Source organism: Flagellimonas allohymeniacidonis (assembly GCF_004296335.1).
In the GTDB taxonomy this organism is placed as follows: domain Bacteria; phylum Bacteroidota; class Bacteroidia; order Flavobacteriales; family Flavobacteriaceae; genus Flagellimonas; species Flagellimonas allohymeniacidonis.
In genome coordinates this window covers 1439713-1453203 of sequence record NZ_SGIU01000001.1, presented here as the reverse complement: position 1 = coordinate 1453203, position 13491 = coordinate 1439713, and the positions used below count along the sequence as shown (strand labels likewise).

The 13491-nt window shown below is 41.1% G+C and carries 14 protein-coding genes; 11 read left to right on the top strand and 3 right to left on the bottom strand.

Going from position 1 to position 13491, the window contains the following annotated elements; genetic code table 11:
* Positions 1-168 precede the first annotated feature (168 nt).
* The 9 genes from EW142_RS06650 to pyrF all read left to right on the top strand — a co-directional run bounded on the left by EW142_RS06650 (position 169) and on the right by pyrF (position 9024).
* Complete coding sequence (locus EW142_RS06650) at positions 169-2346, top strand: glutamine synthetase III family protein (RefSeq protein WP_130612517.1); 2178 nt, start codon at positions 169-171, stop codon at positions 2344-2346.
* 57 nt (positions 2347-2403) lie between these two features.
* Complete coding sequence (locus tag EW142_RS06645) at positions 2404-3582, top strand: AIR synthase related protein (RefSeq protein ID WP_130611435.1); 1179 nt, start codon at positions 2404-2406, stop codon at positions 3580-3582.
* Positions 3583-3635: 53 nt separating this feature from the next.
* The gene (locus EW142_RS06640) at positions 3636-4091 is read left to right on the top strand and encodes a QcrA and Rieske domain-containing protein (protein WP_130611432.1); all 456 of its coding nucleotides are present in this window, start codon (positions 3636-3638) and stop codon (positions 4089-4091) included.
* Between the two features lie 12 nt (positions 4092-4103).
* Positions 4104-4541 carry a thioredoxin family protein gene (locus tag EW142_RS06635; RefSeq protein ID WP_130611429.1) on the top strand — a complete coding sequence of 146 codons (438 nt, stop codon included), beginning with the start codon at positions 4104-4106 and terminating at the stop codon, positions 4539-4541.
* Entirely contained in the window at positions 4538-5533 is a 996-nt protein-coding gene (locus EW142_RS06630; RefSeq protein WP_130611426.1) for an FAD:protein FMN transferase, read from the top strand. Before EW142_RS06635 ends, EW142_RS06630 begins: the two co-directional genes overlap by 4 nt.
* A 9-nt stretch (positions 5534-5542) precedes the next feature.
* A complete protein-coding gene (locus EW142_RS06625) occupies positions 5543-5752 on the top strand; it encodes a DUF4266 domain-containing protein (protein ID WP_130611423.1) in 210 nt (69 codons plus the stop codon).
* 58 nt (positions 5753-5810) lie between these two features.
* Entirely contained in the window at positions 5811-7055 is a 1245-nt protein-coding gene (locus EW142_RS06620; RefSeq protein WP_165395245.1) for a DUF3570 domain-containing protein, read from the top strand.
* A gap of 67 nt (positions 7056-7122) precedes the next feature.
* Positions 7123-8199, top strand: coding sequence for a peptide chain release factor 1 (gene prfA / locus EW142_RS06615; RefSeq protein WP_130611417.1), 1077 nt, complete (start codon positions 7123-7125; stop codon positions 8197-8199).
* Positions 8200-8202: 3 nt separating this feature from the next.
* On the top strand, positions 8203-9024 hold the full coding sequence (gene pyrF, locus EW142_RS06610) for an orotidine-5'-phosphate decarboxylase (RefSeq protein ID WP_130611415.1): 822 nt from the start codon (positions 8203-8205) through the stop codon (positions 9022-9024).
* A 3-nt stretch (positions 9025-9027) separates the two neighbouring features.
* Here the strand turns inward: pyrF and EW142_RS06605 are convergent, their stop codons facing one another.
* Positions 9028-9222 (bottom strand): hypothetical protein, encoded by a 195-nt coding sequence (locus tag EW142_RS06605; protein WP_130611412.1) that lies wholly within the window; start codon positions 9220-9222, stop codon positions 9028-9030.
* Between the two features lie 178 nt (positions 9223-9400).
* Here EW142_RS06605 and EW142_RS06600 point away from each other — a divergent pair, with 178 nt between their 5' ends.
* Positions 9401-10192, top strand: coding sequence for an alpha/beta fold hydrolase (locus tag EW142_RS06600; protein ID WP_130611409.1), 792 nt, complete (start codon positions 9401-9403; stop codon positions 10190-10192).
* Positions 10189-10692: a hypothetical protein gene (locus EW142_RS06595; protein WP_130611406.1), complete on the top strand. Its 504-nt coding sequence runs from the start codon at positions 10189-10191 to the stop codon at positions 10690-10692. Before EW142_RS06600 ends, EW142_RS06595 begins: the two co-directional genes overlap by 4 nt.
* Positions 10693-10857: 165 nt before the next feature.
* Here EW142_RS06595 and EW142_RS06590 read toward each other — a convergent pair whose 3' ends face one another.
* Both EW142_RS06590 and EW142_RS06585 read right to left on the bottom strand, forming a co-directional pair.
* Positions 10858-12387, bottom strand: coding sequence for a helix-turn-helix domain-containing protein (locus EW142_RS06590; RefSeq protein WP_130611403.1), 1530 nt, complete (start codon positions 12385-12387; stop codon positions 10858-10860).
* A 366-nt stretch (positions 12388-12753) separates the two neighbouring features.
* Positions 12754-13458 carry a DUF4197 domain-containing protein gene (locus tag EW142_RS06585; protein ID WP_130611400.1) on the bottom strand — a complete coding sequence of 235 codons (705 nt, stop codon included), beginning with the start codon at positions 13456-13458 and terminating at the stop codon, positions 12754-12756.
* Positions 13459-13491: the final 33 nt, after the last annotated feature.

The following is a 13491-nucleotide window of genomic DNA, read 5'->3' as shown; positions in this document are numbered from 1 at the left end:
TACTTTGATAATATTCATTTTGAAGGGGTAAATTAACATAGTGTCATCAATATTTTCTTTTACCCCTATTTTTTGAAGGGTTGATTGAAAAAAAAGTAATATTTGCCCCCTTTATTATTAAATTGTTAATTGTAGCTTTGTTGTCCCTAACCAATAATGACATCTATGATGAGATTTGAGGCACTTCAAGAGAGTCGGAAAAGAACCCAAAAGGATATTGAATCTTCCGGTAAACGATCGGAGCTTTTTGGCAAAAACGTCTTCAATGAGGAAAAAATGCTTCAGTTTTTGACTACCGAGGCATTTGATAAGGTAAAATCAGCCATCTTCCAAGGCACTAAGATTGATAGAAAAATTGCGGACCAAGTGGCCGAGGGGATGAAGGCTTGGGCCCTTTCCATGGGAGCTACCCATTATACCCACTGGTTTCAACCGTTAACAGGGTCCACAGCAGAAAAGCATGATGCTTTTTTTGCCCTAACTCCAGATGGGCGTGCCATGGAAAAGTTTGGAGGTGCTCAACTGGTTCAACAAGAACCTGATGCATCCAGTTTTCCAAGTGGAGGAATTAGAAATACTTTTGAGGCTAGGGGATACACAGCTTGGGATCCAACTTCTCCCGCTTTTATATATAAAACTACCTTGTGTATCCCAACAATTTTTGTGGCTTACACAGGCGAAGCCCTGGATAACAAGGCCCCTCTTTTAAGAGCATTACACGCTGTAGATGAGGCTGCAACGGGAGTGGCACAATATTTTGACAAAAACGTTCGTAAGGTCTATGCCACCTTGGGTTGGGAGCAAGAATATTTCCTAATTGATAAAGCATTGGCGAAATCCCGTTTGGATATCACAATGGCGGGAAGAACCTTGGTGGGGAGTGCTGCAGCAAAAGGGCAACAATTGGATGACCATTATTTTGGAGTCATACCCAATAGGGTGCTCAGTTTTATGAGCGAGTTGGAAAAAGAGTGCATCAAGATGGGAATTCCAGTGAAAACCAGACATAACGAAGTAGCTCCCAATCAGTTCGAGCTTGCCCCCATGCACGAAGAGGCCAACCTTTCAGTAGATCACAATTTACTGCTCATGGATGTGATGGAGGTGATAGCCGACCGACACAACTTTGTAGTCTTGTTCCATGAAAAGCCATTTGCTGGAATAAATGGCTCAGGTAAACACAATAACTGGTCTTTGGCGACAGATACAGGGGTCAATCTTTTGAGTCCGGGAACAACCCCCATGAAAAACCTACAGTTTTTAACCTTTTTTGTCAATACGATAAAGGCTGTGGATACTTACGAAGAATTACTGCGTTCTTCCATTGCTTCGGCAAGCAACGATTATCGGTTGGGCGGTAACGAAGCTCCACCGGCCATCCTATCCATTTTTGTCGGAAAACAATTGACCGATGTTTTGGATGAGCTGGAAGGCGTTTCGAAGGGAAAACTCTCCCCCCAGGAAAAAACAGAACTCAAATTGAATGTTGTAGGTAAGATTCCAGAAATTCTGTTGGACAATACAGACCGCAATAGGACCTCTCCCTTTGCTTTCACTGGTAATAAGTTTGAAATGCGAGGCGTGGGTGCAAAAACCAATTGCGCCAAGCCCATGACTATTTTGAATACCATCGTTGCCAAACAGCTTACGGAATTCAAAAAAGAAGTGGATGCGCTGATTCAGAAAAAGAACCTCAAAAAAGATGAGGCCGTATTCAATGTCCTTCGAGAATATATCAAAACTTCAAAAAGAATACGTTTTGATGGTGATGGCTATGGCCGCGAGTGGCAGGAAGAAGCGAAGCGTCGCAAACTGAGCAATAACAAAAATACTCCGGAAGCCCTTCAAGTTTTGACATCAAAAGAAAGTATAGCCCTGTTTAAGGACACCGATGTTATGAGTGAGGTTGAATTAAAGGCGCATCAAGAAGTGGAACTGGAGGCCTATATTTTTCATGTGCAGATTGAGGGCAGAGTACTGGGAGAAATGGTTTATAATCATATTTTGCCAGCGGCAGTGCGATATCAGAATTTATTATTGGAAAATGTGAGAGGTCTTAAGGAGGTGTACGGAGCAGCGCATAAGAAAGTGGCCGAGACCCAATTGAACCTTCTAGAGCAAATTGGCACCCATATGGCAGAGATTCGAAAGTTGACGGAAGAAATGACAGCGGCACGAAAACGGGCCAATGCCTTGTCCACAACGAACAAAAAGGCTCAGGCCTACTGCAACAATGTTAAGCCCTATTTTGAAACCATCAGGGAACAATCAGATAAATTGGAAAAGTTGATTGCTGATGATTTATGGCCTTTTGTAAAATACAGCGAGTTGCTTTTTAGCAAATAGATAGCTACAAGCGAAGTTAAATTACAGTCTTTATCTATTTTTGTCCAAACCTGATTTATGTCCTCAGAAAACAGTAAAAGGTATGCTCAACGTGGAGTGTCGGCCTCCAAGGAAGACGTCCACAATGCCATTAAGAACATCGATAAAGGTCTATTTCCAAAGGCTTTTTGCAAAATAGTTCCAGATTATCTAACAGGAGATGAGGATTACTGTTTAGTGATGCATGCCGATGGCGCCGGAACAAAGTCTTCCTTGGCTTACATGTATTGGAAAGAGACAGGGGACCTTTCGGTTTGGAAAGGGATTGCCCAGGATGCCCTTATTATGAATATCGACGATTTGATTTGCGTTGGAGCGGTCGATAATATTATGCTGTCATCCACCATAGGTCGAAACAAAAATCTAATCCCTGGAGAAGTTATTTCAGCCATAATCAATGGAACCGAAGAATTGATCTCCGATTTAAGGGACCATGGGGTAATCATTCATTCTACCGGGGGAGAAACCGCGGATGTAGGAGATTTGGTCAGAACCATTATTGTCGACTCAACGGTCACTGCACGTTTGAAGCGTAAGAACGTTATCGACAATGCCAATATTAAAGCTGGTGATGTCATTGTGGGACTGTCTTCCTTTGGTCAAGCGACTTATGAAACGGAATATAATGGGGGTATGGGAAGCAATGGACTTACCTCTGCCCGTCATGATGTTTTTGGTAAGTACCTAGCTAAAAAATATCCTGAAAGTTTTGACCCATCGGTGCCTGGTGAATTGGTCTATTCAGGTAGTTCAAAGTTGACCGATAAGGTTCCTGACGCTCCAATTGATGCCGGTAAACTGGTACTTTCTCCCACCCGTACGTACGCACCGATTATCAAAGAAATGCTGGCAAAATATTCGTCGGAACAAATTCATGGCATGGTACACTGCAGTGGAGGGGCACAAACCAAAATTCTACATTTTATTGATGCTTTGCACGTAGTGAAGGACAATCTTTTTCCTGTACCACCGCTCTTCAAATTGATTCAGGAACAATCCGGTACCGATTGGAAAGAAATGTACCAAGTTTTTAACTGCGGCCATCGTTTGGAATTGTACGTTGATGCGAACATTGTACAAGACCTTATCGCTATATCCCAAAGTTTTCATGTGGATGCCCAAATCATTGGAAGGGTAGAGGAAAGTGACCTCAGAAAATTGACCATCGAAAGTGAGTACGGTAAGTTTGTCTACTAGGATACGATTTGCCCGAATTTTGCGTTCTTTTTAGTAAACCTCATTTTTACGCTATGGAAAGAAAAGATTTTCTCAAAAGTCTTGGCGCTGGCGCTGCTTTCGCTCTGACTTTTCCCTGCTTACATGGATGTTCCAGTGATTCTGAAGACCTGGAGCAATTTCCCGAACCCGACGGAGTTGATTTTACAATTGACCTGACCTCTCCAGAAGCTGCCCCTTTGGCAAGCAATGGAGGCTTTATTTTGGCTAAATCAAATCAGGATTTCACCTACACCGATATTGTTGTGGCCCGAAATTTGGAGGGTGATATTGTGGCTGCCAGTCAGATTTGTAGTCATCAACAAACCGAAGGGGTCCGCTTTTTGTCTGAGGATGGAGGGATTTTTAGATGTTCCACCCATGGGGCGCGATTCAGCCAAGCAGGTACTCCCCTGAATTCCATTACCGACAATCCTCTAAGGATTTTCAATACGGAAGTCAACGGAGATACCGTCAGAGTGTTTGAATAAATGAAATTTTCTATGAAATCAATAGCTCTTGTTTTCTTTTTTCTTTTGAGTGGAATGGTCCAGGCTCAACTTTGGCAGGACAATTTTGAAGATGCGTTGGCTAATGCAAACGCGGAAGAAAAGCCCATTGTGGTCGTCTTCTCTGGTTCTGATTGGTGCGGCCCGTGCATTCGATTTAAAAAACGAATTTTGGATTCAGAGGACTTCAAAAACTATGCTTCTGAAAATTTCGTGCTGTACAATGCCGATTTTCCAAGAAAGAAGAAAAATCAACTTCCGACGGATAAATTAAATGCCAACAAATCACTGGCTGAAAAGTTTAATCCGAGAGGCTTTTTTCCACTAGTTGTAGTGTTGGACCAACAAGAATCCCTCTTGGGCAAAACTGGTTTTGATACCAAAAAGTCACCTCAAGAATATATTTCCTTATTGAATGGTTTCGTAAAATGAGAATCTTCCTGCTCCTTTTTTTCAGCTTATCCTGTATGCTGGTCAAGGGGCAAGCACGTAAGGACGTAACGGTTCGCAAGACCATGAAATTGATGGGCACACGGTTCGAGATTACCGTGGTAGCACCAAATGAGGATATCGGCTATATTAATATCGACGAAGCCGTTTCTGAAATCAAACGCATAGAGAAAATCATTTCTTCTTGGGATGAAACATCGGAAACTAGCTTAATCAATAAAAATGCTGGGATTCAGCCAGTAAAAGTATGCCCTGAGCTTTACAATCTGATTGAGCGCGCGATTAAAATTTCAGAAATTACCGATGGCGCATTTGATATAACCTATGCCTCATTGGATAAGGTTTGGAAATTTGATGGAAGTATGGATCGAATGCCCGCACCTTCCGAGATTGAACGTTCAATTTCTAAAATAGGCTTTCAGAAGATTGTTCTAAATGAGAAAGACCAAACCGTTTTTTTGCCAGAGCAGGGAATGCGCATTGGATTTGGTGCCATTGGAAAAGGCTATGCTGCGGATAAGGCCAAGGAACTTTTAATGGCAAAACAGGTAAAGGCCGGAATCATAAATGCTTCTGGGGATCTTACCACCTGGGGAACCAAGACCACAGGGGAAAAATGGCTCGTCGGCATTGCCAATCCCCTAAGCAAGGACAAGGTTTTCAGTTGGCTTCCTGTTGTTGAGTCCTCTGTTGCTACTTCTGGCAATTATGAGAAATACATCATGTTCAACGACAAAAAATATTCCCATATCATTGACCCTAGAACGGGGTATCCTACCACTGGAATCAATAGTGTTTCCATATTTGCCAAATATGCCGAACTATGCGATGCCATGGCCACAGCTGTTTTTATCATGGGCAAGGATAGTGGCATTCACATGGTCAATCAGATAGATGGGGTGGAGGCTGTAGTGGTTGATTCTGAAAATAAAATTCATAAAAGCTCAGGAATCGTTTTTGAGAAAAATCAATAATTTTAAATCATGGCAAGACTAGTTTTACTTCTTCTACTTTTGACTTCAGTCACTTCATGTGTTGCCGTTAGGGAATACGACATGATTTATGTAAACGACGCCGAGATGATTTTAGGTGCAAGGGCATCTGAACGTTTTGAGACAAATTTCCAGATATACAGAGAGGCATCTGCAGGTGCCAATGGTGGCAAAACAGGAGGCGGTTGTGGATGTAATTAAACGTTTCCTTTCGCCCCGCGGCTCTGTTAAGTTGGCTTTTCAAGCAGGTTTCCTTCTAATGTTTGCGCAAGGGTTTTCCCAGCAAACCAATTCTTCTTACACCAAAAGAGTGCTCGAGACCAGTGAAATTGATATGCTCTTTAGTTATTACAGTCAGGATGGTCAAAATGCCGCGGTAACCGGTGGTGAGGGTACGGAAGAACTTACCGATGCCACATCCACATTGGTATTGCGAATGCCTTTGAATGAAAATGATGTTCTTACCGTTGATGTAGGCTTGTCAGCCTATACATCCGCATCTTCCAGTAATGTAAACCCTTTGGACGGTAACAATTTGAATACTTCGCCTTTCGATGCTTCATCGGGAGAATCCAGAAAGGACCTCCTTGCTTATATAAATCCCACGTACCAGCACAGTTCGGACGATAGAAACACGATTTGGAGTGCAAATGCCTATTTTTCCAATGAGTACGACTATATTTCCTTTGGTTTTGGAGGGAACTACACCCGATTGTTCAATGAAAAAAATACGGAAGTGACTATTGGCGCCCGTGCGTTTTTGGACAAATGGAATGCCATATACCCCATTGAGCTCCGAGGCGGCTTTTTTGATGATAGAATTACAGGTAACGGAACCTATGCCCCGGTATTTTCAGAATTTGAGGATGAGGGCAGAAACTCCTATTCCGTTTCCTTGAATTTTTCCCAAATTTTGGGCAGGAGATTGCAGGGAGCAATTTTTACAGATCTTGTTCTGCAAGAAGGATTATTGAGTACACCCTTCCAAAGGGTTTACTTTGGGGATGCTGAGGACTTTTTTATTGATGATTTTCAGTTGGCGGATGATGTGGAAAGGCTTCCCGATTCCCGATTCAAACTTCCGATTGGTGGAAGATTGAACTATTTTTTGAATGATTTTCTGATTTTGCGCTCCTATTATCGCTTCTATTGGGACGATTGGGGCATTGTTTCGCATACAGCGAGTTTGGAAACCGCTGTGAAATTAACGGATAGGTTCACGATTTTTCCCAATTATAGGTATTACAATCAATCCGCAGCAGATTACTTTTACCCAAAAGAGGAGGCCTTGTCCACCTTTGAGTTCTATACCTCAGATTACGACCTTTCCAACTATGATGCGCATCAATATGGCTTGGGAATCCAATACAAGGATATTTTTGCCAATGCGAAGGTTCTTACCTTTGGCTTGAAGACCATCGATTTACGCGTTAATCAATATGACCGAAGCGATGGCCTCAATGCATTTATCGTTACGCTGGGCACCACATTTGTGGGCAATTAGAACTTCCTCATCTAAAACGCAATCCATTCAAAAATTGTAAATTCGTAGCCCTAACGAAGATTGATTCATGCTTGATAAGCTCAACATTATAAAACAACGTTTTGATGAGGTTTCCGACCTAATCATCCAACCTGATATTATTTCTGACCAAAAAAGATATGTAAGGCTCAATAAGGAGTACAAAGACCTTAGGGTATTGGTGGATAAGCGAAGCCAATACATCGAACTTACCGAAAACATCAATGAGGCAGAGGAGATATTGTCCGATGGCAGTGATCCTGAGATGGCCGAAATGGCCAAAATGCAGTTGGAAGAAGCCAAGGAAAAGCTTCCGAAATTGGAAGAGGAGATAAAGTTTCTTTTGATACCCAAAGACCCAGAGGATGAAAAGGATGTGGTCATGGAAATAAGGGCTGGAACCGGAGGGGACGAAGCCAGTATTTTCGCTGGAGATCTGTATAGGATGTACGCCAAATATTGTGAATCCAAGGGTTGGAAGACCAATATTATTGACCTTAACGAAGGTACTAGTGGTGGATTTAAGGAAATTCATTTTGAAGTATCTGGGGAGGATGTTTATGGCACGTTAAAATTTGAAGCGGGGGTGCATCGTGTACAACGGGTTCCCCAAACCGAAACACAGGGGAGGGTACATACCAGTGCGGCTACCGTGATGGTGATTCCGGAGGCGGAGGATTTTGACGTACAAATAGACCCAAAGGATGTTAGAATCGACTATTTCTGTTCTTCTGGACCGGGAGGACAATCAGTAAACACTACTTATTCCGCAGTACGTTTGACCCACGTTCCAACAGGACTTGTGGCCCAGTGCCAAGATCAGAAATCCCAGCACAAAAACAAGGAAAAAGCCTTTAAGGTACTTCGTTCGCGACTTTACGATTTGGAATTGGCCAAAAAACAGGAGGAGGATGCGGCAAAACGAAATTCACAGGTGAGCAGTGGGGACCGTTCTGCCAAGATCAGGACCTACAATTACCCTCAGGGAAGGGTGACCGACCACAGGATTGGACTCACGCTCTATGACCTACAGAATATCATTAACGGTGACGTTCAAAAAATCATTGATGAGTTGATGTTGGTCGAAAACACAGAAAAACTTAAGGAAGCTTCTGAGATCTTCTAATACATGACCACACAGTTTCTTTTTGAGCAGATAAAACAGAAGAAGTCCTTTTTGTGTATTGGACTGGACACGGATATGGAAAAAATTCCTTCACATCTGCTTGACCATGAAGACCCCATTTTTGAATTCAATAAGGCCATTATTGATGCCACTCATGATTTATGTGTGGCCTACAAACCCAATATAGCGTTTTACGAAGCCTATGGACTAAAGGGTTGGAAATCCTTGGAACGTACCATGGCCTATCTTAATGAGCATCATCCCGAAATTTTTACCATTGCAGATGCCAAACGTGGAGATATTGGAAACACGGCTTCAAGATACGCCAAGGCCTTTTTTGACACTTTGAATTTTGATTCGATTACGGTGGCACCCTACATGGGAAGGGATTCTGTAGAGCCCTTTTTGGAATTTGAAGATAAGCACACCATCCTGTTGGCATTGACTTCCAACAAGGGTGCTTTTGATTTTCAAACCAAAAAGTTGGGAAATCAAGAGTTGTATAAAGAAGTGCTTCAAGTTTCCACGAAGTATAAAAATTCAGGAAATTTAATGTACGTCGTCGGTGCTACAAAAGCTTCTTACCTCGAAGAAGTGAGAAAATTGGTTCCGAATCATTTTTTATTGGTCCCCGGGGTAGGTGCACAAGGCGGAAGTTTAGAAGAGGTTTGTTCGCACGCCATGAACGACAAGGTGGGGTTATTGGTGAATTCTTCCAGAGGAATTATCTATGCATCCCGTGGGGAAAACTTCGCATTGGGAGCAAGGGAAGCGGCCCAACTGCTTCAAAGGGAAATGCTAAAATACGTGGAAAAGGTGATTTGAATCCTAAGCTAGGTTTTCAAGAATCTTTTTGATGCCTTGCGCCTTTCTTGAGAAAAACTCACCAAGATTGGTGTTTACGTAAGTGGCATCAGATGCCTTTTCGATAAAGTTTCTATATCTGAACTCCAAAATTGAAATGGCTTGGTTGCCACTGGTGATAGGAGTAACCGTTCCTACCTTACAATACTGATTATTCATTGTCTTAAGATTTGTTATACCAAAGATACGTTAGAAAGTGGCACTTGGACTATGTATCGGCGGTGTATACAACTAGAAATCAGGCACTTTATCTAAATTTTAACCTAAAAACCTCTGAGAACGTGGAAAAATGCTGATTTCATTAGAAAAAATTTAACGTACATTTAAAAAAAAACAATTGCTACACTATTCCAAGTACATCCATGAAACTTCCACGGATTGGGTGACCTTCGTTCACGGTGCGGGAGGCAGTTCTTCAATCTGGTACAAACAGCTCCGAGATTTCAAAAAGCACTTCAATATTCTTTTGTTGGATTTAAGGGGCCATGGAAATTCAAAACCCAACATTAAGGATGCTTTTGATGAAAAGTACACGTTCGACTCCATAACAGAAGATATTATTGAGGTATTGGACCATGAAGGCATAGAGCAGTCACATTTTATCGGAATTTCCCTTGGTACCATATTAATTCGAAATCTTGCTGAAAATCACTCGCATCGCGTTAAAAGTATGGTTATGGGTGGCGCAATTATGAAATTGAACTTTAGATCTCAGGTACTTATGCGCTTGGGTATCATTTGCAAGTCCATAGTGCCCTATTTATGGCTTTATAAGTTTTTTGCATTTATAATTATGCCCAACAAGAATCACCGCGAATCACGTCTCTTATTTGTAAGGGAGGCAAAGAAACTGTACCAAAAGGAATTTGTCCGATGGTTTAGGCTTACCTCAGAGATAAATCCCTTGCTGCGGTTTTTTAGGGCCGTTGACATCCAAATACCCACCTTATACATCATGGGGGGAGAAGACTATCTGTTTTTGCCCACCATTAAGAAAGTGATAAAATCGCATATGGACTCCACGCTTTATGTAGTGGAAAATTGCGGTCATGTTGTCAATGTGGAGCAGCCAGTGGTTTTCAATGAACAAGTAATCCAATATCTAAACAACTTAAATACCAAACGATGAAAAAAGTACTTTTTCTAGTATGTTGCGCATCCTTTTTCTTGGGTAGCGCACAAACCGATGATTCTTGTAATTGCTGTTCAGAAATCCAAAAAGCCTTTGATTTCTGGGTAGGAGAGTGGGAGGTAACCAACAACACCAATGGGAGCATTGCTGGTTACAATAGTATTGTGAAACAGGAGGATGGATGTGTGCTTAGGGAAAACTGGACAAGTGCCCAACCAGGTTATACCGGAACTAGCCTTAACTTTTATAATAAGGCGAATGAAGAATGGGAACAGCTATGGGTAGATAATACAGGTGCTGCCCTTAAATTGAGGGGAAAGTATGTCGATAGCAAAATGATTTTGTCTTCAGAAGAATTCCAAAATGATGGCAAGTCTTTACGAAACCGCATTACATGGTTCAATAATGAAGATGGTACCGTAAGACAACTTTGGGAAGTATTGGAAGGAGAAAAGGTAGTTAGTGTGGCTTTCGACGGAATCTATAAAAGAAAATAAACAGCCCAGGGATGTTTTGCTGACTAATTCAAAATACCCAATTCTTGAGACAAAGCAGTTTTGTGAAGAATTAATTGTGGGCTGTTTAAAGTAAAAGTAGCCCTGTCATCATAGGCACGCGCTAACCCTTATCAAAGTTTACGTTTGCCGTTGGATATTTACCCTTTACCTTGAAGCTTCAACAATTGTTTTTTGATACTCAGAAGGGGTAAGATTCGTATCTCTTTTAAAAGCTTTATTGAAGGTAACCTTGTTATTGTAGCCTACTTCGTACGCTATGTTAATGATGTTCAGCTTGTTTGACTCATGGTCTAGCAAAAGCTCCTTGGCTTCTTTGATGCGGTAAAGGTTGACAAACTCATGAAAGCTTAAATTGAAGTGTTCGTTGATAACCTGAGAGGCATTATGGCGCGTGGTGTTCAGTCGCTGCGCCAATTTGTCCAAACTGATATTGTTTTCCCTGTAGATTTTTTCAACTGCAAATAAATGCAGTAGACTTTCCTTCAATTCCACGGATAGACTGGGCGTAAGACCGGATTTTTCATATTTGGGAAAAAGTCGGTTATTCTTATAAGCGTATACCCCATTGAAAACGTCCGGCTGAATATTTGCCGAATATCCCATAAAGAGAACCATCAAGGCCATGGCCGCAGCTGAGGTATCAAAAATCCAACTATTGGAAAAGCCGTTGATGATCACAATACCATATGCGGTGTATGTCAGCACGTACAAAATATGGATATGATACACATTTTTCTGCCATTTAAGAACCTTATCGTCTACCAACCTTTTTCTTTTACTCGTTAAATAGGTCCTGCCAATAAAGAATCCATAAACGGTTAACGAAATGGTTTTCAAAACAACGAAGAGTGTTAGTCTATCTGAATTCTGTGGGCCAATCCCGTTTTGTATCCGCTCTAACATCAAGATTACCTTAGAGTTTCCAGACATCGTATACACCTCACTCGTCAAATAAACCATCAGAAGTACTGAGGGCAAAAGGTGCAACGAATCCAGTAGTTTAAACTTGTGTTTCTGCGAGGTCTTTTTAAGATAGAAATACAAAAGGGGACCATAAAGGAAAATGCCCCAGGTAGACATCAGATAGGTATGTGGATACTCAAAGAAATAGTGTGCTGAGTTAATGCTGATATGTAGTATGAAAAAGGAGTGAATAAAAAGAAAGAGTCCTATTAAAACACGGGATGCCGGATAGATTTTTTTGTTAAACGCGATAAGAAAGACCACATAAAAACCAATAATGGATACGAATAGGTAAACTATGGACCAAGTGGTTACTTTGGGGATAATTTGATTAGAAATTCGCTTAAACTCTGCAGTTTCCCGAATAGGGTCAAAACCTTCGTTAAGTAAAAAGTTCGGATTGAACTCCAGTTGTAGATATTGGTTGAGGTTGGCTGTGGATTTCCGAGGTTTTTTTAAGGCTGCTTCACTCAACGCCAATTTTTTTAGAATTCTGGTTTTCTCAATTTTTGGGTTTTGAAGGTTCTTTTCATATAAAGGAATGGCTTTTTTGTACCGATGAATATTGTAGTAATAATCGGCCCATTTTAAAGAATCTTGGAAAACAATGATAGATGCCGGTGAAGCTTTTGCCTCATCAGGTGAATGTGAATAAATGCTATTGCAGAAGCAATACAAAGACAGGACAAGGATCAAGGTTGACCGTCTCATTCGTTGATTGATTAATGAATTAGCCTGATTTCAAGTTAGTTAATTAACAAAAGTGAAATGTTAAAAAAATACTAAAAACCGTAACTCCCGATAATAATTTACCTCAGATGTCAAGGAATTTGACCTTAAAGGAGAAGAAAAATAACAGATTGATAGGTAGTGAGTTAAAAGCAAAAAACCGGTGCGAACACCGGTTAAAACTAACTAACTCAAAAAAATGCTAACTCAGATAATCGCTACAAAATTCCTATTTCACCTTTATATGAAGGTTAATTTAACTTTAGGATTTTGTTGTAATTGCCTTGTTTTGTTGAAATAATAACGGGCATACTAGCTTGATATTGTGCAGTTAACAAAAAAATAGCACTAATCTTGCAAAGCAAAAACTTTCCTTAACAAATCAGTCGTTCTTGAGGATACTTTGGTCCTAATTTCCTTTTCCTCGACCGCAATCATGGTGTAGACCCCATCTAGTGCCTCTTCGGTCACATATTCGGTTAAATCGGGATTAACGTCTGTGGTCAAGGGAAGATTATTATATTTTGTAATCAAAGTATTCCAAATCTTGTCCGCTCCAACACGCTGAAAAGAAGATTCGATAACGGGTTGAAACTTGGCATATAGTTTTGTACTTGTGGATTGTTCCAAATATTCCGTAGCGGCCCGTTCGCTTCCTAATAAAATTTGCTTGGCGTCTGCAAACGAGATCCCCTTTACGGCATCAATAAAAATGGGAGTGGCTTCACCAACGGCATCTTCCGCCGCACGGTTCAATACCCGCAGTCCTTCATCTGCCAAATTACCCAGACCAATGTCCCTGAGGGTCTTATCCACCTTCTTTAATTCTTCAGGAAGGAGAATTTTGACAAGCTCATTCTTAAAAAAACCATCTTTTAAGGCCAACTTGTTCACCTGTTTCTCAATGCCTTGATTTAAGGCGTCCCTAAGTCCTTGTGCAATTTCTGCATTGCCAATTTCTGCAGTGCCTTGCGGCAATTGGTTTACTACTTGTTGTAATTCCGTACATCCTGCTGCTACGAAAAACAATACAAACCATAAACGTTTCATCATAATAAAGCTATTTCTTAGGCAAGAAAATTACAC